The 25,365-nt window shown below is 55.6% G+C and carries 28 protein-coding genes; 12 read left to right on the forward strand and 16 right to left on the reverse strand.

Annotated elements, in window-relative coordinates; translation table 11 throughout:
• Position 1 precedes the first annotated feature (1 nt).
• A complete protein-coding gene (locus tag H5P30_RS07030) occupies positions 2–985 on the reverse strand; it encodes a zinc transporter ZntB (protein ID WP_185692237.1) in 984 nt (327 codons plus the stop codon).
• Positions 986–1,291: 306 nt separating this feature from the next.
• Entirely contained in the window at positions 1,292–1,666 is a 375-nt protein-coding gene (locus H5P30_RS07035; protein WP_185692238.1) for a DUF4174 domain-containing protein, read from the reverse strand.
• A 195-nt stretch (positions 1,667–1,861) separates the two neighbouring features.
• Between H5P30_RS07035 and H5P30_RS07040 the strand changes: the two genes are divergently transcribed.
• Positions 1,862–2,629 carry a TIGR01458 family HAD-type hydrolase gene (locus tag H5P30_RS07040; protein ID WP_185692239.1) on the forward strand — a complete coding sequence of 256 codons (768 nt, stop codon included), beginning with the start codon at positions 1,862–1,864 and terminating at the stop codon, positions 2,627–2,629.
• A gap of 57 nt (positions 2,630–2,686) precedes the next feature.
• Positions 2,687–3,187, forward strand: coding sequence for a peptidylprolyl isomerase (locus H5P30_RS07045; protein ID WP_185692240.1), 501 nt, complete (start codon positions 2,687–2,689; stop codon positions 3,185–3,187).
• 114 nt (positions 3,188–3,301) lie between these two features.
• Here the strand turns inward: H5P30_RS07045 and H5P30_RS07050 are convergent, their stop codons facing one another.
• Positions 3,302–4,474 carry a DEAD/DEAH box helicase gene (locus tag H5P30_RS07050; protein ID WP_185692241.1) on the reverse strand — a complete coding sequence of 391 codons (1,173 nt, stop codon included), beginning with the start codon at positions 4,472–4,474 and terminating at the stop codon, positions 3,302–3,304.
• A gap of 163 nt (positions 4,475–4,637) precedes the next feature.
• Between H5P30_RS07050 and rsgA the strand changes: the two genes are divergently transcribed.
• Both rsgA and H5P30_RS07060 read left to right on the forward strand, forming a co-directional pair.
• Positions 4,638–5,723 (forward strand): ribosome small subunit-dependent GTPase A, encoded by a 1,086-nt coding sequence (gene rsgA, locus H5P30_RS07055; protein ID WP_185692242.1) that lies wholly within the window; start codon positions 4,638–4,640, stop codon positions 5,721–5,723.
• A gap of 156 nt (positions 5,724–5,879) precedes the next feature.
• Positions 5,880–6,785 carry a transposase gene (locus tag H5P30_RS07060; protein WP_246459450.1) on the forward strand — a complete coding sequence of 302 codons (906 nt, stop codon included), beginning with the start codon at positions 5,880–5,882 and terminating at the stop codon, positions 6,783–6,785.
• Positions 6,786–6,935: 150 nt separating this feature from the next.
• Here the strand turns inward: H5P30_RS07060 and H5P30_RS07065 are convergent, their stop codons facing one another.
• The 3 genes from H5P30_RS07065 to H5P30_RS07075 are packed head-to-tail and all read right to left on the reverse strand — an operon-like array spanning position 6,936 to position 9,297.
• On the reverse strand, positions 6,936–7,355 hold the full coding sequence (locus H5P30_RS07065) for a DUF420 domain-containing protein (RefSeq protein WP_185692244.1): 420 nt from the start codon (positions 7,353–7,355) through the stop codon (positions 6,936–6,938).
• A gap of 9 nt (positions 7,356–7,364) precedes the next feature.
• Positions 7,365–8,291 (reverse strand): heme o synthase, encoded by a 927-nt coding sequence (gene cyoE / locus H5P30_RS07070; protein WP_185692245.1) that lies wholly within the window; start codon positions 8,289–8,291, stop codon positions 7,365–7,367.
• 28 nt (positions 8,292–8,319) lie between these two features.
• Positions 8,320–9,297 carry a COX15/CtaA family protein gene (locus tag H5P30_RS07075; protein ID WP_185692246.1) on the reverse strand — a complete coding sequence of 326 codons (978 nt, stop codon included), beginning with the start codon at positions 9,295–9,297 and terminating at the stop codon, positions 8,320–8,322.
• 116 nt (positions 9,298–9,413) lie between these two features.
• Between H5P30_RS07075 and H5P30_RS07080 the strand changes: the two genes are divergently transcribed.
• Positions 9,414–10,031 (forward strand): methyltransferase family protein, encoded by a 618-nt coding sequence (locus H5P30_RS07080; RefSeq protein WP_185692247.1) that lies wholly within the window; start codon positions 9,414–9,416, stop codon positions 10,029–10,031.
• A 53-nt stretch (positions 10,032–10,084) separates the two neighbouring features.
• Here H5P30_RS07080 and H5P30_RS07085 read toward each other — a convergent pair whose 3' ends face one another.
• The 3 genes from H5P30_RS07085 to H5P30_RS21875 are packed head-to-tail and all read right to left on the reverse strand — an operon-like array spanning position 10,085 to position 12,610.
• The gene (locus H5P30_RS07085) at positions 10,085–10,426 is read right to left on the reverse strand and encodes a lipid-A-disaccharide synthase N-terminal domain-containing protein (RefSeq protein WP_185692248.1); all 342 of its coding nucleotides are present in this window, start codon (positions 10,424–10,426) and stop codon (positions 10,085–10,087) included.
• On the reverse strand, positions 10,407–11,117 hold the full coding sequence (locus H5P30_RS07090) for a glycosyltransferase family 2 protein (protein WP_221774305.1): 711 nt from the start codon (positions 11,115–11,117) through the stop codon (positions 10,407–10,409). Before H5P30_RS07090 ends, H5P30_RS07085 begins: the two co-directional genes overlap by 20 nt.
• Before the next feature lie 17 nt (positions 11,118–11,134).
• Positions 11,135–12,610 carry an ArnT family glycosyltransferase gene (locus H5P30_RS21875; RefSeq protein ID WP_221774306.1) on the reverse strand — a complete coding sequence of 492 codons (1,476 nt, stop codon included), beginning with the start codon at positions 12,608–12,610 and terminating at the stop codon, positions 11,135–11,137.
• Positions 12,611–12,902: 292 nt separating this feature from the next.
• Between H5P30_RS21875 and H5P30_RS07095 the strand changes: the two genes are divergently transcribed.
• The 7 genes from H5P30_RS07095 (at position 12,903) to H5P30_RS07125 (ending at position 18,333) form a co-directional block, all read left to right on the forward strand.
• Entirely contained in the window at positions 12,903–13,541 is a 639-nt protein-coding gene (locus H5P30_RS07095; RefSeq protein WP_221774307.1) for a 5-carboxymethyl-2-hydroxymuconate Delta-isomerase, read from the forward strand.
• A gap of 108 nt (positions 13,542–13,649) precedes the next feature.
• The gene (gene folP, locus H5P30_RS07100; RefSeq protein WP_221774308.1) at positions 13,650–14,495 is read left to right on the forward strand and encodes a dihydropteroate synthase; all 846 of its coding nucleotides are present in this window, start codon (positions 13,650–13,652) and stop codon (positions 14,493–14,495) included.
• The gene (gene folB, locus H5P30_RS07105) at positions 14,479–14,856 is read left to right on the forward strand and encodes a dihydroneopterin aldolase (RefSeq protein ID WP_185692251.1); all 378 of its coding nucleotides are present in this window, start codon (positions 14,479–14,481) and stop codon (positions 14,854–14,856) included. Before folP ends, folB begins: the two co-directional genes overlap by 17 nt.
• Positions 14,853–15,350, forward strand: a complete 498-nt coding sequence (folK, locus tag H5P30_RS07110) for a 2-amino-4-hydroxy-6-hydroxymethyldihydropteridine diphosphokinase (protein WP_221774309.1) — start codon at positions 14,853–14,855, stop codon at positions 15,348–15,350. Before folB ends, folK begins: the two co-directional genes overlap by 4 nt.
• Positions 15,341–16,666 carry an aminodeoxychorismate synthase component I gene (pabB, locus tag H5P30_RS07115; protein WP_185692253.1) on the forward strand — a complete coding sequence of 442 codons (1,326 nt, stop codon included), beginning with the start codon at positions 15,341–15,343 and terminating at the stop codon, positions 16,664–16,666. The genes folK and pabB overlap by 10 nt, the downstream gene beginning before the upstream one ends.
• Positions 16,663–17,493: an aminotransferase class IV gene (locus H5P30_RS07120; RefSeq protein WP_185692254.1), complete on the forward strand. Its 831-nt coding sequence runs from the start codon at positions 16,663–16,665 to the stop codon at positions 17,491–17,493. The genes pabB and H5P30_RS07120 overlap by 4 nt, the downstream gene beginning before the upstream one ends.
• Positions 17,494–17,514: 21 nt before the next feature.
• The gene (locus H5P30_RS07125; RefSeq protein WP_185692255.1) at positions 17,515–18,333 is read left to right on the forward strand and encodes a hypothetical protein; all 819 of its coding nucleotides are present in this window, start codon (positions 17,515–17,517) and stop codon (positions 18,331–18,333) included.
• Positions 18,334–18,378: 45 nt separating this feature from the next.
• Here H5P30_RS07125 and H5P30_RS07130 read toward each other — a convergent pair whose 3' ends face one another.
• The 7 genes from H5P30_RS07130 to H5P30_RS07160 all read right to left on the reverse strand — a co-directional run bounded on the left by H5P30_RS07130 (position 18,379) and on the right by H5P30_RS07160 (position 25,255).
• Positions 18,379–19,143 carry an exodeoxyribonuclease III gene (locus H5P30_RS07130; protein WP_185692256.1) on the reverse strand — a complete coding sequence of 255 codons (765 nt, stop codon included), beginning with the start codon at positions 19,141–19,143 and terminating at the stop codon, positions 18,379–18,381.
• Positions 19,144–19,257: 114 nt separating this feature from the next.
• Positions 19,258–20,274: an ADP-glyceromanno-heptose 6-epimerase gene (gene rfaD / locus H5P30_RS07135; RefSeq protein WP_185692257.1), complete on the reverse strand. Its 1,017-nt coding sequence runs from the start codon at positions 20,272–20,274 to the stop codon at positions 19,258–19,260.
• A gap of 28 nt (positions 20,275–20,302) precedes the next feature.
• Positions 20,303–21,127, reverse strand: coding sequence for a pyrroline-5-carboxylate reductase (gene proC, locus H5P30_RS07140; protein ID WP_185692258.1), 825 nt, complete (start codon positions 21,125–21,127; stop codon positions 20,303–20,305).
• Positions 21,124–22,245 carry an ATP-binding response regulator gene (locus H5P30_RS07145; RefSeq protein ID WP_185692259.1) on the reverse strand — a complete coding sequence of 374 codons (1,122 nt, stop codon included), beginning with the start codon at positions 22,243–22,245 and terminating at the stop codon, positions 21,124–21,126. Before H5P30_RS07145 ends, proC begins: the two co-directional genes overlap by 4 nt.
• Entirely contained in the window at positions 22,242–22,823 is a 582-nt protein-coding gene (locus H5P30_RS07150) for an RDD family protein (RefSeq protein ID WP_185692260.1), read from the reverse strand. The genes H5P30_RS07145 and H5P30_RS07150 overlap by 4 nt, the downstream gene beginning before the upstream one ends.
• Positions 22,824–22,825: 2 nt before the next feature.
• Positions 22,826–23,701 carry a bifunctional 5,10-methylenetetrahydrofolate dehydrogenase/5,10-methenyltetrahydrofolate cyclohydrolase gene (locus tag H5P30_RS07155; RefSeq protein WP_185692261.1) on the reverse strand — a complete coding sequence of 292 codons (876 nt, stop codon included), beginning with the start codon at positions 23,699–23,701 and terminating at the stop codon, positions 22,826–22,828.
• Positions 23,702–23,725: 24 nt separating this feature from the next.
• Positions 23,726–25,255, reverse strand: a complete 1,530-nt coding sequence (locus H5P30_RS07160; RefSeq protein ID WP_185692262.1) for a hypothetical protein — start codon at positions 25,253–25,255, stop codon at positions 23,726–23,728.
• Positions 25,256–25,365: the final 110 nt, after the last annotated feature.

The following is a 25,365-nucleotide window of genomic DNA, read 5'->3' on the forward strand; positions in this document are numbered from 1 at the left end:
CTCAGAACCACTTTTTGAAATAGAAGAATAGGAGCTCAATGGCGCCGACGAGAAAGAGCGCGAGGCAGACGACGGTAAACGCGATCGAGGAGTTCGTGCCCGGAATGCCGCCGACGTTGATCCCGAGCAATCCCGTGAAGAAACCGAGGGGAAGAAATACGGCGGCCACTAGGGATAGAACATAGGTGTTGCGGTTCATCCGGTCCTGCGAGCGGGCGAGTAATTCCTCCTGGGTCACCGCCGCTCGCTCGCGAATCGCGTCGAGGTCTTCCACGTGACGGGTAATCCGGTCAGTCGATTCGCGAAGATGGGATCTGTTGTTTTCCGACATCCATGGAAGGGGCTCGATGGAAAGGCGGGCAAAGACATCCCGCTGTGGGGAAACGTAGCGGCGAAGAGCGACGGCTTGGCGGCGTACGTCGCTCAATGGGCCACGGGCGGCGGCATCCGCTTTGTCGATGAGGGATTCTTCGACACCGTCAAGGTCGTCCTGGAGCGCGTCGACAACGGGCCCCATGCGGTCGATGAGCCGGGAAGAGAGGAGGGAAATGAGGTCGCCGGAGGAGAGGAGGGGTTCGCCGGATTGGATGCGTTCCTCGACGTCTGAAATCGCGAGGACACGGGGGCCGCGTAAACTGATCAATCGTTGCCCGTCGGACCAAAGGCGGATCGAGACCATATCTTCTGGATCGGCGCCGGGATTCAGGTTTACCCCCCGGAGAATGAGGAGAAGATTCTCGCGAACAATGTCGCACCGGGGGCGAGTCTCTTCGGCGAGGAGGGCGTCGCAGAGGATACGCGAGAGGCCAGATTCCCGGTGGAGCCATTGGCGGGCTTCTGGGCTGTAGCGGTCGAGGTGGATCCAAAGGAATCCCTCGCCTGGCTGCCATTGGGCAATGCTCTGCCATTCCAGCTTTTCGGCCGTTCCGTCGGGTCGAAACCAATAGGAACAGAGGAGAGGGGAGGAGTCGGTTTGAGAACTCATGAGATGCGGAAGGGGCGGGACGTGTTTGGGGTCTGAGAAAGTTTGGGGCTGTTGGTCAGGATCGTGAAGAGCTTCTCGAGGGTAGATCCCAGTTCATTTCGATTTGCGAGAATGTTTGGGCCTTCCGAAGGGTTAAAAGAATGGGTCGGCCGGGGGTGAACCCTCGTGTCGGAGGCAACTCGGTAGGCAAACATTGTCCGTAAAAGGGAACAGATCCTGGCCCGACAGGCGAGCCTGCAGTTGGAGGGGGAAGGTTTGAGAGTAATCGCTTTTGAACCTCTTGATCAGCGGGAGGCGGCATCCTTTCTACCGCATCTCCTGCTGGCGCATTGGCATCGAATCGATACGGTCAAACCATTCACGAAGGTCAAAATCCTCCGTTTGACGGTCTTTCTCGCCTCCGTCTTTTCCAATGAGAAGGAAAACGGGCTGCGGAGAATCTATATCCAGATGGAAGCGCTCCGTCAGTTCTTGAATAGCCTCGGGTGAGAGTTCGTGGTGAGAAGGGATATCTGGTCTTGTGCCGAGCCGGAGAAATATGAGGTCCCGGTCTCGAATGCCTTCTTCGTCGGCTTTGATTGTCTTTTCGAGGTCGGGTAATTCCTTATCCGGCAGGCGATAAACGATGATACGGTTCTTCCATTCGTAGGATTTGAGGGGAGAGGAATCGGCGAAGCTCATAGTTGCGAATATCAGGCAAAATAGGAGAGGGATCAGTCGTTTGCTCAGGCGCATGAGGAAGTCTACGGATTAGGAAAACCGGTGCAAATGCGTCCGTGATTCTGGGTGGGCTGCGGAGTCGCTTTTTTTCGGTCGAGCGGGAAGAATCCGAGATAGATTGCTTTTGGCAGGAATCTTGCCGTATTTTCCTAGCGTATGTTGAAAGGGATTCAAGGAGTGCTTCTGGATCTCTCGGGAACCCTTTACTCAGGGAACGAGAGAATTGAGGGGACTCGTAAGTGCCTCGCAGAATTGAATGAACGGGGAATCGAGTATCGGTTCCTCACCAATACGACCACAAAGTCGCGGTCCAAGATCCGGGAGAAACTGGCCTCGTTAAAAGTCGAAGTCGACGAACGCCTGATCATCACCCCCATGGCCGCAGCCCGGGAACAGATTCGGAAAGACGGATACCTCACCGCGAACATTCTCGTTCATGAGGATGCGAGGGACGACCTTGGAGCAATCGATGAGTCGGATGATCCGGATGTGGTCATTCTTGGAGACCTGGGGGATGGGTATACCTATGAGGTTTTGAATAAGGCCTTTCGGCAGCTTTCGAACGGTGCGGCCTTCTACGCGTTGGCCAAGAACCGGTTCTTCGAGTCGAATGGTGAGCTCTTTCTCGATATGGGCGCCTATGTCGAAGCCCTTTCGTACGCCAGCCATAAGCAGGCGCTTTGCCTAGGGAAACCCTCAGAAACCTTTTTTGACCGGGCGGTCGAATCGCTGGATCTTCCCAAGGAAGCGATTGCGGTGGTCGGAGATGATCTCGAGAGCGATGTTCTCGGTGCGATGGATTATGGAATGAAGGGAGTTCTGGTGCGGACGGGGAAATTCAGTGAAGAGACGATCAAGAATGTGGATCGGGAGCCGGACTATGTCATCGATTCCATTCGGGATCTCCCCCGATTGCTCGATTAGTGGATCTGTTTTCTGGGGATTGCTTTTTGTAGAGCTTCCCCCAATGGTTTCTCACTTATGAGTAGCGAAACTGCGACAATCGAGACAACCAAGGGCACGATGGTCGTTACGTTCTGGGAGGACGTAGCGCCGAAGACCGTGGAGAATTTCAAGAAGCTGGCCAAGGAGGGCTTTTACGACGGAACGGCTTTCCACCGGATCATGAAGGGCTTCATGATTCAGGGGGGCGATCCGCTGACCAAGGATGAGAAAAAAGAGCATCTTTGGGGAACGGGAGATCCTGGGTATAAGGTTAAGGCCGAGTTCAACGCCAAGCCCCATAAGAAAGGCGTGCTTTCCATGGCTCGCTCGGCGCATCCCGATTCAGCGGGATCCCAGTTCTTTATCTGCCTCGGGGATTGCTCCTTCCTCGATGGCCAATACACCGGTTTTGGTGAGCTGGAGTCGGGCGTCGAAGTCCTCGAAGAGATCGGCGAGACTCCTTGTGCCTACGGTGCTGGGGGAGAAAAAAGCCGCCCCACCGAGCGTGTTGAAGTCACCAAAGTGACCATCGGGTAACTCAGCGACCCATTTGATTGGAGGCCGGGCTGCGGAGAAATTTCTCTGCGCCCGGCTTTTTTATGGAATCTCGAAGCGGCTGGTGGCTGGTTTCTCGTGGGCCTCACCCGCAACTCACGAGGAGGAATCCTCTGCCGGCGAGTCGTTTGCCGGTGATAGATCGAAGACCCCTCCCTGGAGTTTTCCGCGTTTCACGGTGATATCGAGATCGGCTTCGTATCGACGGATCAGGCGAACTTCATCTCCCGCGACGATGGAAATGGCTACACCCGCCTCTCCCATGCGCCCCGTTCGTCCGACGCGGTGCAAATAGTCATCGGGGAGTGTCGGTATATCAAAATTGATGATATGCGTCAGACCCTGGATATCGAGACCGCGAGCGGAAACGTCCGAGGAAATTAGGTAGGGGACCGTGCCGGTGCGGAAACGTTTGAGGGCGCTCTCCCGCTCAAACTTGCTCAACTCGCCGTGGAGGACGGCATGGGGAATGTCGAATCGTTCAAAACCATTGCCGAGTTCCTTCGCCCCTCGGTTGCGATGAGTGAAGATGAGGGCTCGCTGTGGCTGGACGGCCCGCAGGAGCTTCCGCAAGGTGTCGGCTCGATGATGATAGTCGGAGTCGACGTAAAAGTGTTCGATTGTGGAATCGCTCTCGATGTTCTCGCCGGTAACCCAGGCGACCTCCTTGCCCATTTCCTGAGCGATCCGGAACGCGTCGGCCTTTTCGGTAGCGGAGGAGAAAACGAGTTGGCGGTCGCGGGGCATTCTTTTCAGTAGCGCCTCAAGATTGCCAATGTGATCTTCGGAAAGCATCACATCGGCTTCATCGATAGAGACGGCCCGCACATTATGGAGTTTCAGTTTTCCGGCTTGGACCAGCTCGATCATTCGCCCGGAGGATCCAATGACGATGTGTGGCTTCTTCTTCTTGAGCTGTTCCTTTTGGCGTTTCGAGGAAGCGTTCCCGATGAGGAGTTGACTGCGAATGGCCAGATTCCCGTTCGCATCAAGGGTGCGGACGGCCTCGTGAATTTGCACGGCCAGTTCCTGCGTCGGCGCGATCACGGCGACCTGAATATCCTTGGTGCTCGTGTCGGTCCTCTCCAGAAGGGGGATGAGGTAGGCCAGAGTCTTGCCGCTACCCGTAGGGGCATTGAGCCATGCATCCTTACCTTTGCTGAGAAAAGGGTAGGCCTGAATCTGGATGTCGGAAGGGGTTCGCATCTTCAGTCGATCCAGTTCACGGAGAAAAGAATAGGAAATTCCTATAGTTTTGAAAGTCGACATGGGATCCACCGTTACATGACTGAGGCGAAATAGCACTTCGTTAAAAGAGAGAATTTGGCCGAAAAATCGAAAGTATGGAAGGAATGGTATTTGGGAAGGCACCGGAGCGCGCCAGCTTAGCAAAGCTTGTGCCTTGCGCAGAACCGAGTACTCTATTCTTCCAATGACCCTTACTGATCTCGGATGGAATACTCAGCTCGAAGCCGAATTTGCGGAATATCGCGAAAACGGTTGGGAGCCAGCGCGTCTCATCCGCGACAACAAGATCTCCTATGGAGCATTCTTGGGAGATGGCGAGGAAGTCGAAGTTTCGCTGGGCGGAAGTGTCTATCACGATGCTGAGACCGATGCCGAATTGCCATCGGTTGGCGACTGGGTGGCTTTGGAAATGGGAGCGGAAGGCTACGAGTATGACGCGGTTATCCGCGCACGCCTATCCCGGAGAACCTGTCTCTCGCGGAAAGCGACCGGAAAGGCCGCCGCGGAGCAAGTCATTGCGGCGAATGTAGACAGGGTTTTCGTCGTCACCGATCCAGGTCAGGATTTCAATGAACGCCGAATGGAGCGCTACTTTGAGGTGATTGAGCAGAGCGGAGCCAGCCCCGCAGTTATCTTGAATAAGGTTGATCTCCACTCGGACGAAGAGAGCCGAATCGCTAAGCAGAAAGTAGAGGCCCTGAGCCCAGGAGTTCCGGTGCTCCTGACATCGGCAATGAACGAATCCGGTGTCGATTCGATCCGAAGCTTTCTCGAGCCCGGGTTGACGATCGCGCTGGTCGGCTCAAGTGGGGTGGGAAAATCTTCCATCGTTAACCAACTCCTCGGGGAGGAATGGCAATGGGTTGGAGAGGTCAATGCCGCCACGGGAAAAGGAATGCATACGACATCGGCCCGAGAGCTTCTCTGCCTCCCAGGAGGAGGAATGCTCATTGACAATCCCGGAATTCGGGAAGTCCAGCTCTGGCGCGATGCAGAAACCCTCAAAGCTAGCTTCTCAGATTTCGACGAAATCGCAAAACAATGTAAGTTTCGGGATTGCGGTCACGGAGCCGACAAAGGCTGCGCCATTCAGGCCGCAATTGCCGAGGGAACCCTCAGTCGAGAACGCTTCATCAATTATCTAAAACTGGACGAAGAGCTCGAGCGACTCAGTCACCGCCAGAAAAAACGCCAGATCACCATTGGCCGCCGAAACCGCCGAGAGCAGAAATCCAAAGACGAAAAATACAATCGGAAGCGGGGGTATTGAGGATATTATAGGCATAAAAGGAGATAAAAGGCCATCGATCGATAAATAATATAACTGTTTTATTTAGTCTTGATTGGCTGCGGACGATGATTTATGGTTTTGATTATGGGCAGACTTAGGCGTAAGGAATCGAATCGATTGTCTTATCATCATCTGATGAGCCGGACAGTGAATGGGGAGGCTCTCTTTGGCGACCGGGAGAGGGAGGTTTTGCGGAAGATGATTTGGCAGGTAGCTGAGTTTTCCGGGGTTCGGGTGGTTACTTATGCGGTGATGAAGAACCATTTCCATATTTTGGTGGAGGTGCCACCGACAGGGACGGAGGTTTCGGATGCGGAGTTGGTTCGTCGGTATCGGAAGCTGTATCCTAAGCCTACGCCTTGGAACCCGATGCCTGCGGAGGTTTTGGAGGGGCATTTGAAGGATAACTTCCTTGATGGGAGAGAGTTGCGGAAGGAGCTTACCCGCCGCATGCATGATGTTTCGGAGTTTATGCGGACTCTAAAGCTTCGTTTTACGCTTTGGTTCAATCGATCACGTGATCGGTTTGGTCCGCTTTGGTCGGCTCGGTTTAAGAGTGTTTTGGTAGAAGGGGATCGTTGGGCGCTACGGACTGTGGCGGCCTATATTGACCTCAATGCGGTTCGGGCGGGGCTGGTTTCGGATCCTAAGGATTATCGGTTTTGCGGGTATGCGGAGGCTCTTGGGGGCGGCCGACTGGCTCGGGCCGGGCTTTCGGTTGTCGATAAGGATCTGGCTGGGTATCGGCAGACTTTGTATGGGGCTGGCGATGGAGAGAAAGAGGGGAAAGTGTCCATTTCTCACGAAGAAGCGGTGCGGGTTTTGCAGGAGGAGAAGGGGAAGTTGCCCTTGTCGGTCGTTTTGCGGTGCCGGGTTCGCTATTTTTCGGACGGGATGGTGCTGGGATCGGAAGATTTTGTGAACAAGTTCCTAGAGGGCGAACTGGATGGGAAGCGGGCGCGAAGACCTCATCCTCTGCGTGGGAGTGACTGGAAGGGGCTTGCCGTGGGGACTGGGCTGCGGATGAAGATCTTTGAGTAGCACTGATCTCTCCGGGGATCGGGTTGAGCCACTCTTCCTTTCGCCTCGGACCTAGTCGGGATCAGATTCTTTTCGGCTAGAGCCTTGATTCTCCTTTGGATTTCATCTTGGCCGAAGGGCGTGTGATCTGGGGGGAGTTTGGGCTTTTTCCTAGAACCACTGATAGAGGAAGAAGTAGATTAGGACTCCGGTCACGGAGACATAGTACCAGATGGGATAGGTGACTCGGGCCCATTTGCGGTGCGCGTCGAATCGTCCTTTTATCGCGAGATAGAGGGTGCGGAAGATCAACGGGAGTATGACCATCGCCAAGATCACGTGAGTGATCAGCATGACGTAGTAGATGGGTCTCCAATATCCTTCGCCGCCAAATTCGGTGTGAACTCCTCCTTTCAGATATTTGTCGAGAACGTAAAAGAAAAGGAAGACGGCGCTAAAAATCAGAGCCGTGACCATCAGGTTCCGATGGGCCCTTTGGTTACCTTTCCGGATGAAGGCGAATCCTGCTGTGAGGCATATCGCGGCGGATCCGTTCAGGGCGGCATTGAGAGCGGGAAGGGAAAATTCCATGGGCTGAGATCAGGAATAAGTCCGATCGAAAAGAAGGACGATGAGGAGAAGAGGGAGGTATAGGAGGCTGAAGAGAAAGAGTCGATTGCCCGTCGAGCCTCCCGTGCGAACGGTCTTGGCAAAGCGGATGCCTTCGAAGAGGAAAATTCCGTTAAGCAGGAGTGAGGAAGCTCCATAGATCCATCCCGCTTCGCCACGGAATACAGGAGCGAGGCAAACGGGAAAGAGGAGTCCCAGATAGAGAAAATTTTCAAAGACTAGGCGTGAGCCTTTAGGACGGGTGACGGAAAGCATTTGTAGGCCTCCGCGGGCGTAGTCTTCCCGGCAGAGCCAAGCGATGGCGAAGAAGTGAGGCATCTGCCAGAGAACGAGAATCAGGAAGAGCCAAATCCCGAGTCCGCCGATGTGCCCGGTTGCGGCTGACCAACCGATCAAAGGAGGAAGAGCGCCAGGAATGGCCCCGATGTGAGTGCACCAATGGGTGCGACGTTTCATCGGAGTATAGAGGAGGACGTAGATTAATACGGTGGCGAGGATGAGGCTGGCGGCGGAGAGGGGGAGGAACAGGAAGGCGATGCCACAACCGATTGCAGCTGTGATGATTCCAAAGATCGAAGCCGAACGGGTGGCAATGAGTCCGGCGGGGAGCGGGCGATCCTTGGTGCGGTCCATTTTGCCATCAACGTTCCGCTCGATCACTTGGTTGAGGGCGAGGGCTCCGGCAGCCGAGAGAAAGATGGAAACTCCGATGGCGAGAAAGGGGAGCCATTGGAAATTGTCGGGGGCGGCGAGGTATCCGGCTAGACCGGTCAAGGTTGAAAGAAAGGCCAGTCTGGGTTTGGTCAGGTCCAGGAACACCCCCCATCCCGCACGACACTCGCCGGAGGTATCGGCGTCGGTATCCGCGGGTCCTTGACTGTTGGTTTCGGTGGGCATGAAAATTACGAGAAGGCGATCGAGGCCCTTATGATTCCTGTCTGCGGCTCCGAGTCGACCACAGAATCGAGGACCAGAGGGTTGCGAGAAGAACGGCGCCATTGAGCATATGGAGGGTGGCAACGTGAGGATTGCGGGCCGTTTGCAGAATCAGCCAACCGAGCCAAATCTGGAGGCAGGTGAGGAGGACGGCGGCGATGGCGAATTGAGTCGCATAAGGGTGCCAGACCTTCTTGGAGAAGCTGAGGAGAGCGTAGATTAGGATCCCGATTCCTCCCAACATTCCCAGGGTGCGGTGGAGGAAGTGAACCCATACTACAAAGAGATCGCTAGAGGGTATCCATGATCCGTCGGGGGACGCAGCGGGAAAGGTGGGAATCGCCAAGGCCGCTCCGTTGTGTCGCATGACTGCTCCAATGAGGATGGCCACGGCCAGGAGGAGGAGCGTAGCGATACCAAAGGTGCGCAGGAAACGACCTGTCCCCGCGGCGAGAGAGGTGGACCACTGTGGTGCCGAGAGGACGGCGAGCGAGGTCAGGGTGAGGACGACTCCTTGAGCGCCCATCGCATGGGCGATGGCAAACGAGCGGGCGGTGAGATTGTGGTCGCTACCGGTGTTCAAGTGATCGAGGCGGACGCGCAGTCCACCCAACAGCCCTTGAAAGACGACCAGAAAGAGGAGAAAGTAGGCGAGGCGGCGGACCCAGATACGTTTCTCGATACGGTTGTAAGCAATGGCGAGGGTGATCGATAGGAGGCCGATGATCATGCCCGCTAGGCGGTGGCTATGTTCCGCCATTTGGTCCGCATTGTCGGTCCATCCCTCTGGGTTAAGGGACCCGTTGGAAAGGGGCCAATCCAGAAACGCCATTCCCGCTCCAATGCTGGTGGTGAATCCGCCCGCAAAGAGAAGTACTCCCGCCCAGACCAAAGCGCCGAGCGTCAGGAGAAAAAGGAGGAGGGAATATTGGGATCCTGGCGAACTTTGGGAAGGGGGATTCTGCATGGGTCGGAGGCTTGATGATTTGCTTGGTAAGGATGAAGTCAAGTTGTTGGACGGAGGGTGATCCATTTCGCTGGAATTGTTGAACGGAGGGAGAGGGTTGTAGTCTAAACGGTTAAATGAGTTCACAAAGCCGCCTTTCTCCCTTGGAGCTTCTCAGGAAATCCGTTTCTCAAGCAGTTGCTCTGTTGGTAATTCTTTTCGCCCTGACGATGGTTCCGCGAACCTTGGGGAGTCCGTTAGGCGAGGGATTGGAGTTCTGTGGATACTTTTTGCTGGTTCTGGCAGCGGTGGGGCGAATTTGGTGTAGTATTTACATCTCCGGTCGGAAGAACCGGGAGCTTTGTGTCGAGGGGCCCTATTCCTTGTGCAGGAATCCTCTTTATTTCTTTTCCTTTCTCGGGGTGGCGGGTTTCGGATTTGCGCTTCAGTCGGGTCTCTTGGCCCTCGGGTGTTCGTCGCTCTTCCTCGCTTTTTATGCCTTTGTCATCCGGAAAGAAGAGGTTCGTTTATCGCAGATATTTGGAGCCGATTTTGAGAAATACGTGGCGAATACGCCGCGGTTTTTTCCGCACTTCAAGGGATATTCCCGAGTTGAGTCCCTGGTGATCGAGCCACGTGTGGTCGAAAGATCTTTATCTGAGGTTGTTTGGTTTCTTTTCGCGATTATTGCGATCGACTTGATCGAGGCGATTCACGAATCAGGCAACATGGTTCTGGGCTATCTCTATTTCTGATTGAGATATAGCCCTCCACCTCTCTCGATGAGGGGTGTTGGTGGAAAAGGACTTTAGCCCTTAGACTGGAGTGTCGGGGGAGAAAGTGGATTCCGTTTGTCCTTGATGTGAAGGATCAGGTTGTACCCAGCTACTCCGGCAGGCATCAGGTTGGACAATACGCCCACGGAATCGTTTTTCCCAAAGGTGAAATAAGAGAGGAGGAGGATGCTGCCAGTGAGGCTGAGCATCCAGAACAGTAGGGGGAACGTGGGTCTCTGGCTCTTGTGGGAAGCCACGAGTTGGATGATCCAGCGACTGCCGAAACAGAGAACTCCGACGTAACCGATGATCTTCCACGGAGTGACGACGATGTCTGCATCAAATAGAGAGAAACTAAAAAGGATTTCGTTCATGATGAATTTCGTTTGAAAGTTCAGGCCGGACGTGGCGGCGCAAATACCAGCGGACTCCAATGAGGTCGTAGATTCCCCGAAGACCTCGTTCCCAATTTGTGTATTTGGAGGTTCCGAGTGAACGGGGCCTATGATTCACCCGAACTTCTTCAATCCGGAATCCAGAGGCCCGGAAAAAGGCCGGCAGAAATCGATGCATTCCATTGAAAGGAACGAGGCACCCGATGGCTTCTCGCCGGAAGACTTTGAGGGAGCATCCTGTGTCGCGAACTCCATCCCGAACAATCATGCGGCGCACTTTGTTGGCGATTTTCGAAGAGGCTCGCCGACTCCAGTTGTCTTGGCGGCTCGCCCGGTATCCGCAAACCACATCAGCTTGCGTCTGGTGGAAATGCCGAACGAGGTTCTGGATGTCCGCGGGATCGTTCTGGCCGTCTCCGTCAAGAAGCACGCACAATGATTTGGTCGCCCGTGACAGGCCGGCGAGAATGGATGCGCTCTGCCCTTGGTTTTTCTCAAAGTAGACAGTGCGAACTCCTTCGAATTGAGAGATGATATTGCGAGTTTGATCGGTGCTCCCGTCATCGACAGCGATGATTTCTTCGTGGGGATAAAGAGAGAGTATTTCTTCAATCACCACGCGGGCCGATTCTTCTTCATTGTAGAAGGGGATGACGATGGAAATCCCCAAGCGTCTCGAAGAGCTTCTTACTTCGGAGAGGGTGCTTCTTGGAGAAGAAGTCTCTGCATTCCGATTGCATCGGTCTTTTTCTCGCTGAACCTGCGGAGTTTTCGCAGAGTGATTGGAGGAGCTGCGGGGGCGGTCGTTGAGAGATTTTGTTCTATCCATTGATCTAATTTCTGTGGAGGGCCCGGGAGAAGGTTGTCTTTCCATACCAAGAGAATTGTTGGGTTTTCGGGAAGTGAGAGGAGGGGAGTTCTGGGAGAGAGAATGGTTGAATCAGGAAACTGGAGACGGAAATTGCCCGCGTAGAAATGGTCTTCGGCAACGATGACCTGAGGTGGAGGGCCTTGATTGCGGATCTTTTCGGCAAAGTCGGCGAAGGGTATGTTGAGTCGACTTTTGGCTGCGACAAACGTTCGCCCGGCCGTCAATCCAAGCACCAGCATTCCGATGAACAGGGACACTCCCGCGAGAACCTTTAAGAAGCGAAGGGGAAGAGGATCTCCAAGGCGGAGGATGAGAAGGACTGGGATGAAAAAGAGGAGTGGCTGCATCCACCGGTCCTTAAACTCGGTGACTCCTGCAAAGAGGATAAGCGCTCCGCAGAGAAGAATTGCCGCGATGGCTACGATGCAAAATAGTTTGAGCCAGGTTTTTGGAGCTGGATCGTTCCTGGGGTGCTTTCGGACGAAGAAGATTCCCGCGCCCACCGCTAACAGAGGGCCCAGATAGCTGAGCACGGCGATGATGAGATTTTTAAATCCGTGGAGAATGGCGGAAAAAGACGGCTGGGACACCTGATGGAATTTATGAGCATCAAGGGTGACGAGAGCGATCTGATCGAGGGCAGCCCAGCCATGGGGCAGGACGACTAGCACTGCTGCCAAGATCGTCCAAAGAAGTTTCGGATGAAGGAGTTTTTTTCGGATTTGGGGAGTTGCGGCGATGCCGATCAGGAGAGCTACCCAGAATAGCGCGTAGTTGTATTTGGAGAGAAACCCGAATCCGGAGACTATCCCGAAAAGAATGTAGCGGAGAGTGGAGGGTCGGGCCCACAGGGCTCTTAGTGAAAGGAGCGTTGCGATCCCCATCGAGGTGACGAGGATCGAGTGGGTAAGGTCGCGCTGGGATTCCCAGACAACCTGGGGGATAAGAAAGAGAAGAAGTGCGGAGGCCAGTCCCTTTCGGGCGGAACCGGTGATGGATCGGGTGAAGAAAAAAGTCCCGCTGTATGTGAATAGAAGGAGGAGATTCTTCAATAGAGCGAGTCCGACGATTCCAGGGCCCGTGAACTGAAAAATCAGGATTTGCAGCCAAGTATATAAAGGCGGTTGTGATCCATAGACCCAACTGAATTGCTGCGTGAGGACGAGCTGCTCGGCCTCATCGAGCTCTGCACCGGGAGAGAGGCAGATTCGGAGTAGGAACTGGAGGGTAAAATAGAGGGCGAGAGCCGAAAGCGTTATCCATGCGCAGCGTGAATCGACTCTGGGTTCCATGGCTGGTTCAGAGCTATTTTCGAAGATGCTTAGCGGGTTCATATTGTACGGCAAGCGACCCGTTATAGCTCAGGGGAATGAATCGCGGATGAATCGATTATTAATGTTTTTTAACCTTTGGGTCGGTAAGGGTAACTGGTTGGCTTGTTGCTCCGTTTGGGTGGGATGCTTTGGGCGCGCTCGGATTTTTGTGGGCTTGCCGATTTGTAATCATTCGTGGGAGGTTCTCTTGGAGATGATGAGACTGGAGTCAGTGGTTCCGTGGGGTAGATCCTTGGACGAGTATCGGGCGATGTTTGCTTTGTCCCCGGATGATTTGCATAAGCGAATCCTCGGTTGCGGCGATGGGCCGGCTTCCTTCAATGCCGAACTGACTGAGTTGGGCGGCTCCGTGGTCTCCGTTGATCCGGTCTACCAGTTCTCTCGGGAAGAGATTCGTTCCAGGGTCGAAGAGGTGAGGCCGAGCCTTCTAGAGAGTGTCCGGGAGAATCGGGAGGCTTTTGTCTGGAATGTGATCCCCAATGTGGAATTCTTGGAAAATCTAAGGATGACGGCGATGAACCGCTTTCTCGCCGATTTCGAAGAAGGATGCGATGAGGGGCGCTATCGTTCGGAGGGAATTCCGGAGCTAGTGTTTAGGGCTCAGGAGTTTGAACTGGCGCTCGTTTCCCACTTTCTCTTCTTGTATTCAGAAAATTTGGACGAAGAGTTTCATTTCAATGGATTGATGGAGTTGCTTCGGGTGGCTCGTGAGGTCCGGGTTTTTCCCTTGCTGGAATTGTCCGGCAGACGGTCTCCTCATCTGGAGCCCGTATTGAAAAGGCTACGGTCTGAAGGAGTGACGGCCCGGATTCAAACGGTGGATTACGAGTTCCAAAAAGGAGGGGATGAGATGTTGGTTTTGACCCGATGCCCGGATCAAGGAGCTTGAAGGGAGCTGGGCTGAGCCTGGATCCATGGGTGACTATGCGGTTTCGAAGGTGAATCGTAGGGGGAAAGAGGCTGGGAATGGATGGGGAAATCTGTTGAATTGAGCTCCGTGGATATCGATCAATCAGGATCCGTAAAGACACCCTGGCCCGTTGAGGGGTGGGGGCATCGAACGTATCTGATGGGGATTCTGAATGTGACCCCGGATTCGTTTTCGGACGGTGGGCGATATGCAGGGGTGGAAGCCGCGCTGAATCGGGCGGTAGCCATGGAAGCGGACGGTGCGGATTTTCTGGACGTGGGGGCGGAGTCCACCCGACCGGGAGCGGAAGAAGTTTCCGCCGAAGAGGAATGGGCAAGGTTGGAGCCGGTCCTGGAAGGATTGCGCGGGAAAATCGGCATTCCGATCTCGGTGGACACCTACAAGCCAGAGGTCGCGGCCAAAGCGCTGGAGGCCGGGGCGAAGATCGCCAACGATATTTTTGGATTTCAGCTCGACGCCCGAATGGCCGAGGTGGTGGCTTTGGCCGGAGCGGGGGTGGTCCTGATGCACAACAGCCGAGGGGCGGAGCTTGAGGGGGACCTCATCGCAGAAGTCCTGCGGTATTTTGAGGAGTCGCTGATCGTCGCGGCAGAGGCTGGCATTTACCCCGAGCGCATTATCCTCGATCCGGGAATCGGTTTTGGGAAGACGGTGGAGCAGAACTTGGAGTTGATGCGCCGGTTTGGCGAGCTGCGGGAGTTAGGTTTCCCCTTGCTACTGGGGGCTTCTCGCAAATCGGTGATTGGGAAGACCCTCGACCTACCCGTGGAGGAGCGGCTGGAGGGAACGTTGGCGACCACGGTGGCCGGCGTGGTCGGGGGTGCCGACATTGTCCGCGTGCACGACCTCGGTCCGAACTTGAAAGCCGCCCGCATGGCGGATGCTATTTATCGTCATGAAAGAATCTCCTGATCTTATTCGTCTCCGTGGGTTGGCCTTTTTTGGGTTCCATGGGAACAACCCAGCCGAAGCCGAGTTTGGCCAACGGTTCTTCGTGGATCTGGAATTGCGAACCGACGTGTGTGAGGCGGGGAAGTCGGACAATCTAGAGCACGCCGTGGACTATTCTGCGGTGTATCTCAAAGTGCGTCACTGGATGGAGCAGGAGCGTTTTCATCTGCTGGAGGCTCTGGCAACCCGGATCGCCGAGGGAATTTTGGAGGATTTCGCACGCGTTTCCTCGGTTGTGGTGGAAGTGCGCAAGCCGCAGGCGCCGCTTCCGGGAATCTTCGACGAAATCTCGGTTTCGGTGGAACGATGCCGGCAGGAATGAGGCGAGCTTGGATCGCTCTCGGCGGGAACCTGGGTGACCGGGAATCGATGTTCGCCGAGGCCCTGAAGAGATTAGCAGAGGCTTCGGGGTTGGATATCGTTCGGGGATCGGCGATCTACGAAACCCCTCCGTTTGGACCTCCTGGTCAGGATCGCTATTGGAATGCCGTGATTGAGGTGAGAACTTCACTCGAGCCTCCGGAGCTCCTGGGTCTCTGCCTTGATGTTGAGAACGGCTTGGGGAGATCCCGCGAAATCCGCTGGGGACCGCGCACGATCGATCTCGATCTTCTCCTTTTTGACGATTTGGTCTGGGAAACGGAGGAGTTGATCCTCCCTCATCCGCGGATGACGGAGAGAGCCTTTGTTCTTCGGCCCTTGGCGGACTTGATTCCAGAAAAGCGGCTGGGAAACCTTTCGGTGCGCGAACATTTGCTCGCGGTCTCCGAGGAGGGGATTGAACGGGTGAGGGATTCGGTTTTGGCATGCCGCTGATTGAGATCGAGAGACGGGGAGGGCTTCCGAGATGGTTTGGCGTCTTCTCGAAACGGAACCACTGCGCCTGGCTCGATGGAGTGGATGGTGCGCGAGGAGCGGACTGGTCCATTCTTGCCGCGGATCCGGTGGAATGCCGTTCGGGCCCGGAGGAGGACTTGTTGGCTTGGTTGGACGAATGGGAGGCTCGCTTGAAAACCGTAGCGACGGCGGAAATCCCCTTTCTCGGCGGATTGATCGGGCAGTTGGACTACGAGGAGGCCATGCCGCCGTATCCTTCCGAGGGGATCCCTCGTTTGTCTGGATGGATGGGCTTGTATGACCGAGCCCTTGCGGAACACCGCCCGAGTGGTCGGATGTTCGCCGTGGTCGGAGAATGGGTTGAAGGTGCGGAGGAGGAGTTGCGCTCTTGGGTTGATCAATTGAAGGACCTCCCAGAAAAGACTCCCGCTCCGCGGGCGATTCGCAGTTCGAAGCCGATTTCGAATCAGACGCGCGCGGAATACGTCGGTGGGGTGCGGCGGGTGCGCGAATGGATCGCTTCCGGGGATATTTATCAAGCGAACCTTTCCCAGAGATTCCGGTGTGAGACTGAGGTGCAGCCGGAAGATCTCTATCGTTCGCTGCGAAAGGAAAATCCGGCTCCCTATTCGGCCTATATCGATTGTGGCGTGAAGCAGATTTTATCCAGTTCTCCAGAGTTGTTCTTAGAGGTGGGCGCCGATCGATCGGTTTCGACACGACCGATCAAGGGAACCCGTCCGCGTTCGGCCGAGCCGAAGAAGGATCGGGAGATGGCGTCGGATCTCCAGAAGAATGCGAAAGAGCGAGCCGAGTTGCTGATGATTGTGGACATGGAGCGCAACGATCTGGGCCGGGTCTGCAGGACGGGGTCGGTCCGGGCCGAGAAGGAGTTCGCCCTCGAGTCATTTGCTTCGGTGCACCATCTGGTCGGTGGGGTGCGTGGCGAGTTGCGCCCGGAGGTCAGAATGTCGGACCTCTTTGCGGCAACCTTCCCTGGGGGGTCCATCACTGGGGCACCCAAGTCTCGTGCGATGGAGATTATTCGAGAGTTGGAACCGGAAAGGCGAGGAGCCTATTGTGGGACGATGGGTTTCTTATCAGCAGGAGGGGTTTCCCGTTGGAACATTGCCATCCGCACGATGGAGGTTTTGGGGAATCGAGTGGAGTTTGGAGTCGGTGCAGGCATTGTCTGGGATTCGGATCCCGAGGCAGAGTTTGAGGAGACGCTTCACAAGGCGCAGAAGATCCTGTCCAGCTTGGGTTGGCCGGAGGAGCAGGAGGAGCCGCGATGAGCGGAGGAGGCAAAGAGGCCGAACTATTCTTAGTGTGGAACGGATCTCTCCAGTCGGCAAAGGAGATCTCGATCAACCCTACCTCGGAAGGGTGGCTTTATGGGGTTGGATGCTTCGAAACCATGGGCCTGAAAGGTGGAGTCATTCGGTTCTTTGAGAACCATTGGCATCGGTTGAACTCCACTGCGTCTGCAATGGGCTTGCAGATCCCATTTTCTCCGGAGCAGATCGAGGATAAGGTTTCGGAGATGGCTGGGAAGAATGAATGCCCGAACGGGATCGCCCGGTTGTCGCTTCATCTGAATGGAGAGAACGTCGATTGGATGCTCCGGGTATTTTTGGGAAAGAGGGCTTCGCGAGGCTCACTCCAAGTGGGTCTTTCGGAGATGGTTCATCCGGGGGCCTCGCTGTTGAGCCGCTGGAAGAATAACAACTATCTCCTTCATCACCTTGCGTTCCGTCAGGCGCAGGAAGCGGGATGGGATGAGGCTCTGATGTGCCGGGGCGATGAAGTCGTCGAGGGAACTCGTTCCAATGTGTGGATCTTGCGAGAGGCAGAATTATTGACCCCTCCGCTGACCAGTGGGGCATTGCCGGGAGTGATCCGGCATCGCCTGTTGGCACTAAAGTCGATTGGAGACCTTACCGTGCGGGAAGAGAGATTGCGATTGGAAGACCTCGAGGAGGCGGATGGGTTGTTTTTTTCCAATGCCGGGATGATTTTACGATCAGCGACAAAGTTGGGGGCGTGGGAGTTTCCCGCCCACGAAGACCGAGTCCGTTCTTTGGCAACCGCCATCGGTGCAGATTCTCTAAACTCGGGGTAAAAATCGCGAGAACCCTCTCGAATGGATTCATTTGGGGGATACACCCATGTATATTGGTTTGCGAACCAGCTCTTGGGATTGATGATGGTTAGTATGAGACTTGGACGCCTGCTCCCCATTTTTTGTGGCCTCGTAATTCTCGGAGGCTTTTCCACGCTTCTCGGTACCGAGGTGAGGACCTTTACCAATAACGAGGGTCAGTCGATTCAAGCATCCCTCGAATCGGTGGATGACACCTACGTGGAAATTCGCAGGGAGGACGGGCGCCGATTTACGATCCCGCTGCAGACGCTCTCGAGAGAGGACCAAGAATACGTGAAAAAATGGGTTTCACTGCAGGCGATCTCCGATGAGAGACTCTTTGAGATTTCGGCGAAGCGTTTGGACGAGAACGAAACGAAATCCACTCAGACCGGCTTGGATATTGAAGAAAGAGATGGGTTTTATGAGATCACTCTCGAAAACCGGACCGGTACAAATTTAAACGACTTGGAAGTTCGCTGGGCAATACGTGTGGAGAAAACCGCAGCCGGTGAGGTCCACGACCGAAAAGCCGATTTGTGGACGAAAGGCCGAATCAAGGATGTCGATCTTAGCGATCGGGAAGAGAAGGAGCTCGAGACCGGTCGGGTTCTGCTTCGGGAAGTGAAAGTGCAATCAGGATATAGGTGGGCCAGTAATGCTCCCAAGAATGCTCGTGATAAGTTGGACGGGCTTTACGTGGCGATCTTCCTCGATGGCATGATGATTCGCGAATATTCGCTTCCCTCCGGGCTGTTGGAAGAGGGTCGAGACGCCATGCGTTTGGAGGAACAGGAGAAGCTCCTGTTCGGGAGATGATCCTTGCGCAGGGGGTTGGGGCAGCTCACGGCTGAGCCAGCTTTCTTAGTCTTTGACCTCCAGACTGACCGGGCAGTGGTCACTACCCTCGATCTGATCGAAGATGTCGGCGGAGATCCAGGAATCTGAAGCTGACTCTGAAGCAATGAAGTAGTCGAGTCGCCATCCGATGTTTCGCTTCCGAGCTCCTGCGCGGTAGCTCCACCAGGAGTAGCGTTCTGTGGCATCGGGGTGGAAGTGGCGGAAGGTATCGGTGAATCCGGCACCGAGGAGGAGATCCATCTCATGGCGTTCCTCGTCGGTAAAACCGGCGTTGCGGCGATTGGCTTTCGGTCGGGCAATGTCGATCTCTTTGTGGGCAACGTTAAGGTCGCCGCAGTAGTAGACTGGTTTGCTCGTTGAAAGAGATTTCAGGTATTTGCGGGTGCGGGGCTCCCAGGAATCGCAACGGTAAGGTAGGCGACGCAGTTCGTTCTGGCTGTTCGGAACGTAGGCGTTGACCAGGTAGAAGTTCGCGAACTCCGCGGCGATGACTCGCCCTTCGCCCTGAAATTCAGAATCGCCAAAGTCAAATTCAACCGAGATCGGTTCTGTCTTGGAGAGAATGGCAGTCCCGGAGTAACCGGGCTTCTCCGCCGAATGGAAAATCTGGTGGGCATACTCGCCGAGACCGGTATCGGGAGGTCCATCCCGTCCCATCTTGGTCTCCTGGAGACAGACGACATCGGGATCGACCGATTGGATGGATTCAGAGAAACCTTTTTTGAGGCAGGCGCGGAGGCCATTTACGTTCCAAGAGAGTAGTTTCACAATAGAATGGATTTCAGGATTCGCTAGGCAACCCCGGGTCAAATAGCGATCGAACGGAATTCGATCAATCCGGAGCCTTCAGTTTGGATCGTGCGAGAAGTGTCGATCCGCGTTTTACTCACCGAGCCGGCGACCGGGGATCAGGTATTCTTTGACGTAGTCGGCGACCGCCTCCTCCAGTGGGGTCAGGTCGTCGGTGTAGCCGGCTTCGCGAAGCTTCGAGATATCGGCACAGGTATAATACTGATACTTGTCTCGCAAGATCGGAGGCATGTCGATGAACTCGATGTTCTCCTCGACCCCGGCAGCGGTAAAGATGGCTCGTGCCAAACGGAGCCAAGTATTGGCTTCGCCTGATCCCAAATTGAAGAGTCCTCCTGCGCGGGGATTTTCCGCCAGTTGGATCGTCATTTTGATGGCATCTTTTACGTAGAGGAAATCACGCATTTGTTCGCCGTCCTTGTAATCGGGGCGGTGGCTGCGGAAGAGTCGGATGCGTCCGTCTTGCTGGACTTGCTCAAATGCTTTCATCACGAGGCTGCGCATGTCTCCCTTATGATTCTCGTTCGGGCCGTAGACGTTGAAATACTTCAAACCGACCATATTGTTGAGGAAACCATTCCTCAATGCGTAGAGGTCAAACATGTGTTTGGAGTATCCATACATGTTTAGCGGGCGGAGCGAAGAGAGGTGCTCTGTGCCCTCGTCGCTCATCCCTTGGGCTCCGTCGCCATAAGTAGCCGCGGAGGATGCGTAGACGAAGCGGCTGCTTTGCTGGAGGGTCGCGTAGGCGAGGAGCTTCGTGAACTCGAAATTATTTTGGATGAGGTGGCGGGCGTCGGTTTCAGTCGTGCTGGAGTTCGCGCCGAGATGAAAAACGGTATGAAAGCTCTTGAGATATTCCGGGCCGGAGCGAATGCGGTCGAGTAGCGTGTCGGCCTCGAGATAGTCGTCAAACTGGAGAGGAACGAGGTTCTTCCACTTTTCGTCAGTGCCAAGATAGTCTGCGATGACGATATTGTTCAGTCCGCGCTGGTTGAGTTCCCAAACCAGTGCGCTCCCGATGAATCCGGCACCGCCGGTGATCAGGATTTTCTTTTTGGAGAGATCGTGTCGGGAAAGTATTACCATGGTTGGGAGAGGAAAAGGGTGGGCCGCCTTACATGCTCGAGAGTTCGCGGCTGCGGTCACGGGCTGCGCGGAGAGCGCGGTCGACGATCTTGCCGAAGTCGCCTTCGAGGGTCTTGAGCGCGGCCTCGGTCGTACCTCCCGGTGAGGTGACCTCGCGGACCAGCTCAATCGGATCGGCTTCTTCCCGCTTATCCATGAGAGCTGCAGATCCGACGACAGTCTGACGGGCGAGTTGGGCCGCGACCTCTTCCGGTAAACCGAGGGATTTTCCTGCCTCTGCGAGAAGGCGGGTAAACTCAAAGACATAGGCGGGGCCACTGCCGCTGAGCGCAGTGACCGCATCGATATGAGATTCCTCGAGCTGAATGGTTTTTCCCATCGAGGAGAGGAGAATCTCGACTGCAGACTGATCGTCCTCCGAGAGAGGCTGGTCGCTGGCGTAGGCGGAGATCCCCTGTCCGATCTGGGCGGGTGTGTTTGGCATGACCCGGACGACGTTACGCGCTTTCGGGGCGACCTGTCTCAGCCGGGCCAGTGGGATTCCGGCGAGAATGGAGAGAATCAGTTTTCCGGAGGTCTCTTCTGCCAAGGATTCGGGGAGGCTGGCAAGTTGTTGCGGCTTGCAGGCCAAGAGCACGAAATCGGCTTCGGGAAGACCTTCGCTCGCATCGGCTACGTAGCGTATGCCTGTTCGTTGGGCGAGGGCTGGGCCAGTTGGGTCCTGCCCGCAGGTGCAGAGTAAATTTTCCGGTTGGGCCCGGCCCGTGGCCAGCAGTCCTTGGACAATCGCAGAGGCCATGCGGCCCGCACCGACGAAAAGGGTCGTGGGAAAAGAGGTTTTGGATCCGGTCATTCGGTTTCGACTGGGATTCTCAGAACGGCAGAGGTGCCTTGGCCAGAAGGATTCGCGCCGATGGTGACGCCGCCTCCGATATGAGAGATCGAGTGTTTTACAACGGTAAGACCAAATCCCCGGCCTACCGAGTTTTTCGTAGAAATGAATGGATCGAAGAGATTATCACGGACAGATGGGTGGATTCCCTCTCCACGGTCAGAGACGCGGATCTCGACCTCATTCTCTCCGTCCTCTTCGAGGAGGTTGAGAGAGACGCGGATCGGGCGGTCTTCGGCCGGAGTGCCTTCAGGATAGCTCTCGATGCCGTTGCGGATGAGATGTTCGACGCAGGTTTCGATCGTTTCCAGCGAGGTGAACGTCTGGAAATCCTCAGGAAGGTTGTTTTCAATCGAAACCGTTTGGACCCGACCTTCGGATTGGCGGGTCGCCCGGTTTACGACGTTGGCGACGCATTCCGCGGGATCGGCTTTGATTCGGGCTACGGGTTCATCCGTTACCATCGAGCTCAGTTGCCGCACCAGATTGACCATCCGTTTGACGGCCTTCTCCATCGAGGCAATTCCCTTCTCGAGCTTCTCGGGCTGATTCATCCGGAGCTTGAGCAGGTCCAGATAGCCGACGACCACGCCGAGAAGGTTGTTCAAGTTGTGGGCAATGCCTTGGGTCATGCTACCGATTGCGGCCGTGCGGCGGGCTTCGCCGAGACGCTGCTGCAATTCGATGTTCTCCTCGTGCATGGTCTCCAAGCGCAGATGAGTGCGGACTCGGGCCAGAGTCTCTTCCATATCAATCGGCTTCGTGATGTAGTCGATCGCGCCCGTCTCCAGACCGGAAATTTTGTCGTGCCGATCCATCTTCGCCGTCACGAAAATGACGGGGATGGTCTCGGTCTTGGGGTTTTGCTTGAGTCGGCGGCAGGTTTCGACGCCATCCATATCCGGCATCATGATATCGAGGAGGATGATGTCGGGGCGGCTTTCCTCCACCCGGTCAAGACACTCAAAGCCGTTTGTCGCCATACGGACTTCGTAGCCCGCCTTCTCCAGTTTGCGTTGGAGAACTTTTACGTTAACGGGTTCGTCATCGACGATGAGGATCTTGTTCTTGGCTTTCATTTTGAGGAGAATGCTGGCCCTCGGACCACCCGCGTCTTTGCGAGCAGGTCATGAATGGCTGCTCGCTGCGGGTTGAAGAAGGCGAAGAGGAAGAGGAGGGTTAATAGAGGGAACAAAATCTGGAGGCAGACCGTCTTCACGGCTCCCCGGACCAGATGGGCACGGAAAGAAGCCGGAGCATCGGCTTCGCGTTGCTGAATGCGTAGATTGAAAATTCTCATGCCCAGAGTTCCTCCACCTATCAAAAGGGGCACAAATGTAAAATAAAAGAAAATAGATAGGAAGAAGATGGCATTTATGGTCTGGGCCGCCTTCATGAGCTCGGAACTGGGATTGAGGGGTGCGGGATCTTCTCCGGCGTCTTCGTATTGCTCGATGAGCTCGATGAACTCATTCATCGCTCCAGGATACCATTCCGGGAGAATGACTTTCGTGGCGATGAGTCCGAACACCGCGATCAGGAGAATGAGGTCCAGGCAGAGGGCTCCGAAGCGGGCACCCATACTGCTGGGTTCGAATTCGGGAGCCTCTGGCTCGCCGACAACCTCCGCTTCGACGATCTCAGGCTCCTCATTCATGATTAATCCTGGGCAATTTGAAAGGCCTTGTAGGTGTTGCGCATCAACATGGCAACCGTCATGGGCCCCACGCCGCCGGGCACGGGGGTGAGGTGAGAGGCAACTTCGGAGACTTCTTCGAAGTTCACATCCCCCTTGAGGGCATAGCCGGACTTCCGGCTGGAATCTTCGACGCGATTGATGCCGACATCAATGACGGTCGCTCCAGGTTTGACCATGTGGCCCTTGATCATTTCGGCGCGGCCTACGGCGGCGACGAGAATATCGGCCTGGCGGGTGATTTCCTCCAGATTTGGCGTCTTCGAGTGGCAGACGGTCACCGTAGCGTCGCCCTGGGGGTGACGGCGGAGGAAGAGGAGCGAGAGAGGTTTACCCACGATCAGGCTGCGGCCGACGATGACGACGTGCTTTCCGGGAATGCTTACGCCGGAGCGATCGAGGAGTTCAATGACGCCACTCGGAGTGCAGGCAACGAATCCGGTCGGATCTTCCTGGCAGAGTTTACCGAGGTTGATCCGGTGAAACCCGTCGACGTCTTTCTCGGCGCTGACTCGGTCGAACGCTTCCTGATCCGGAATGTGGCTCGGAAGCGGGGCCTGCACGAGGATGCCGTGGATGGAAGGGTCTGCGTTCAGGCGGTCGATTTCCGCGAATAACTCCTCTTTGGGGATGTCACTGGGGAAGACGTGCAAATCGCTGTCGATTCCGACTGCGGCGGCAGTTTTCTCCTTCTTGCGGACATAGGAGACCGAAGCGGGATCCTCGCCGACGCGGACAAAGGCTACTTTGGGACGATGATTCTCCGGCAGCTTTCCGATCTCTTCAGCGAGCTCTTCGGTTACCTGGCGGGCGATTTGGTTGCCGTCTATCAATTCCATGGATTTTCTGAGCCGAATAGGGTCTTAGCGGAGAGTGATGTTCGCGGCTTTAATCAGCAGGGTATCCTTTTCGCCGGTAGGGACGAGGACTCCGTAAACTTGGACGATCTGTTCGGTAAACTTTTCCTGGCTGCTCATCGGAACCTCCGAAATGTCAACGTAGGCGATCCGGTCGCCGGAATAGTTCAGGAGCTCGAAATCATATTTGGGCTTGGATCCCCAGAATCCCTTGGAGGTGCGTTCGAGTCTTCCGATGTAAACCCGGTTGGTGTCTGTCGGAGGGATGAGCGGAGGCTCGTCCGGAACCATGGGTTGAGTGACGCCGGGGACGACGGACTCGGCCACATCGTTGGAGACTTCAACATCTTCCTCGGTTTCGACAATGACGGCTGGAGTGGTCTCGACGACTTCGGCGGCGGGCTTGGATGCTTCGGTAGAGGCGGCGGCCGATCCGGCGGCTGCGGCGGCACTGCCCGTGACGGCGGCTGCAGGAGCCAGAGGAATAACCTCGGAGTTGCTATCGCTGTCTTCCTCGTTGGAAAGGTCTTCGCTGCTGGCGCCTTCTTCTCCGACCATCTCTTCGGTTCCCTCGTCGAGGTTTTCCATTGCGGATTCCTGGGCTCCTTCGGCACCAGCCTCGTTGGCTGCGGCCATGGGCAATTCAGGATCTTCTACGGGCTCGATATCGCTCGGCTCGTCAGGAGTCTGCTCGATGTCGGCGTCTTCTGTTTCTGAAAGAGTGTCGACTTCTTCGGCCTGGGTCGGGGCTTCGATTGTCGGGTCTGGATCCTCGGCGGTGGGGATCGGAATGGCGGCGACGGAGGTTGGTGCCTGCATCGATGCGTCTTCGAAGGGAGCCGTGGTGTCACGCTCAGGGATCGGAGTCGATCCGGCACCGAGGCTGTAGCCGCGGGTCTGTCCGCTGTCGGAAGTGCGTCCGAAAGTCGGGTTCAGGGAATCCACTTCCTCAAATCCGGTCATGGGTTCGGAGGTAGGGATCGTTGGCCGGGCTGCAACCGGGCCTGAGGTGGAAGTTGAAAGACTGGGAGTTTCCGGGCTGTAGCGAGTCTGCCCGGCTCGAGCCAGGAGGGGGTCGCTGGCATAGGTTACGCGGCGGTTGCTGTTCATTCCCGCACCGGCTGGGGGAGTTACTTTGCTGTCCGCAGGAATAAAGTAGCCCGGGATCGCTTTGTTAACGGTGATCTCGGTCCAATCGTCGACAAGATTGATGGAGACCTCATCACCTGCTTCGATCGTTGTGAGAACCTTGCCCGATTTTGAAGGGGTCATGAGCATCGAGGTGCCGATTTCCACAGTTCCTTCGGGAGTGAGACTGTCTTTTGCGATGAAACCGCTGTAGTAGTCCTTGCGGACGATCTCCATCCAGCCCTTCTTGCCCTCGACCGGGGTCGCGGTTTCGATTGCGTCGGATTCGGACGAGATCGATCCTAGAACCGGAGCCGTGTCATTCGGAGCGAGGTAGAGAATTTCGATTTCAGCCTTGGCGGAGAGGACTGCGCCTAGGGCCGCGAGAGAGATGAGGACTCGTTTCATAAACCGTCTTTGATTTTTAAATTTTGAATTGTGGATACTAATCGTGATTTGCCCTGACGAACAACTGTTTTATGGCCAATTGCCTTGGTTTTAAGCGTGCGTGCTAGCGG

The sequence above is a fragment of the Puniceicoccus vermicola genome (assembly GCF_014230055.1).
In the GTDB taxonomy this organism is placed as follows: domain Bacteria; phylum Verrucomicrobiota; class Verrucomicrobiia; order Opitutales; family Puniceicoccaceae; genus Puniceicoccus; species Puniceicoccus vermicola.

Coding starts and splice junctions, on each gene's coding strand:
- H5P30_RS07030 (WP_185692237.1), bottom strand. CDS start 985: ATGAGTTCTCAAACCGACTCCTCCCCTCTCCTCTGTTCCTATTGGTTT.
- H5P30_RS07035 (WP_185692238.1), bottom strand. CDS start 1,666: ATGAGCTTCGCCGATTCCTCTCCCCTCAAATCCTACGAATGGAAGAAC.
- H5P30_RS07040 (WP_185692239.1), top strand. CDS start 1,862: ATGTTGAAAGGGATTCAAGGAGTGCTTCTGGATCTCTCGGGAACCCTT.
- H5P30_RS07045 (WP_185692240.1), top strand. CDS start 2,687: ATGAGTAGCGAAACTGCGACAATCGAGACAACCAAGGGCACGATGGTC.
- H5P30_RS07050 (WP_185692241.1), bottom strand. CDS start 4,474: ATGTCGACTTTCAAAACTATAGGAATTTCCTATTCTTTTCTCCGTGAA.
- rsgA (WP_185692242.1), top strand. CDS start 4,638: ATGACCCTTACTGATCTCGGATGGAATACTCAGCTCGAAGCCGAATTT.
- H5P30_RS07060 (WP_246459450.1), top strand. CDS start 5,880: ATGAGCCGGACAGTGAATGGGGAGGCTCTCTTTGGCGACCGGGAGAGG.
- H5P30_RS07065 (WP_185692244.1), bottom strand. CDS start 7,355: ATGGAATTTTCCCTTCCCGCTCTCAATGCCGCCCTGAACGGATCCGCC.
- cyoE (WP_185692245.1), bottom strand. CDS start 8,291: ATGCCCACCGAAACCAACAGTCAAGGACCCGCGGATACCGACGCCGAT.
- H5P30_RS07075 (WP_185692246.1), bottom strand. CDS start 9,297: ATGCAGAATCCCCCTTCCCAAAGTTCGCCAGGATCCCAATATTCCCTC.
- H5P30_RS07080 (WP_185692247.1), top strand. CDS start 9,414: ATGAGTTCACAAAGCCGCCTTTCTCCCTTGGAGCTTCTCAGGAAATCC.
- H5P30_RS07085 (WP_185692248.1), bottom strand. CDS start 10,426: ATGAACGAAATCCTTTTTAGTTTCTCTCTATTTGATGCAGACATCGTC.
- H5P30_RS21875 (WP_221774306.1), bottom strand. CDS start 12,610: ATGGAACCCAGAGTCGATTCACGCTGCGCATGGATAACGCTTTCGGCT.
- H5P30_RS07095 (WP_221774307.1), top strand. CDS start 12,903: ATGTTTGCTTTGTCCCCGGATGATTTGCATAAGCGAATCCTCGGTTGC.
- folB (WP_185692251.1), top strand. CDS start 14,479: ATGAAAGAATCTCCTGATCTTATTCGTCTCCGTGGGTTGGCCTTTTTT.
- folK (WP_221774309.1), top strand. CDS start 14,853: ATGAGGCGAGCTTGGATCGCTCTCGGCGGGAACCTGGGTGACCGGGAA.
- pabB (WP_185692253.1), top strand. CDS start 15,341: ATGCCGCTGATTGAGATCGAGAGACGGGGAGGGCTTCCGAGATGGTTT.
- H5P30_RS07120 (WP_185692254.1), top strand. CDS start 16,663: ATGAGCGGAGGAGGCAAAGAGGCCGAACTATTCTTAGTGTGGAACGGA.
- H5P30_RS07125 (WP_185692255.1), top strand. CDS start 17,515: ATGGATTCATTTGGGGGATACACCCATGTATATTGGTTTGCGAACCAG.
- rfaD (WP_185692257.1), bottom strand. CDS start 20,274: ATGGTAATACTTTCCCGACACGATCTCTCCAAAAAGAAAATCCTGATC.
- proC (WP_185692258.1), bottom strand. CDS start 21,127: ATGACCGGATCCAAAACCTCTTTTCCCACGACCCTTTTCGTCGGTGCG.
- H5P30_RS07145 (WP_185692259.1), bottom strand. CDS start 22,245: ATGAAAGCCAAGAACAAGATCCTCATCGTCGATGACGAACCCGTTAAC.
- H5P30_RS07150 (WP_185692260.1), bottom strand. CDS start 22,823: ATGAATGAGGAGCCTGAGATCGTCGAAGCGGAGGTTGTCGGCGAGCCA.
- H5P30_RS07155 (WP_185692261.1), bottom strand. CDS start 23,701: ATGGAATTGATAGACGGCAACCAAATCGCCCGCCAGGTAACCGAAGAG.
- H5P30_RS07160 (WP_185692262.1), bottom strand. CDS start 25,255: ATGAAACGAGTCCTCATCTCTCTCGCGGCCCTAGGCGCAGTCCTCTCC.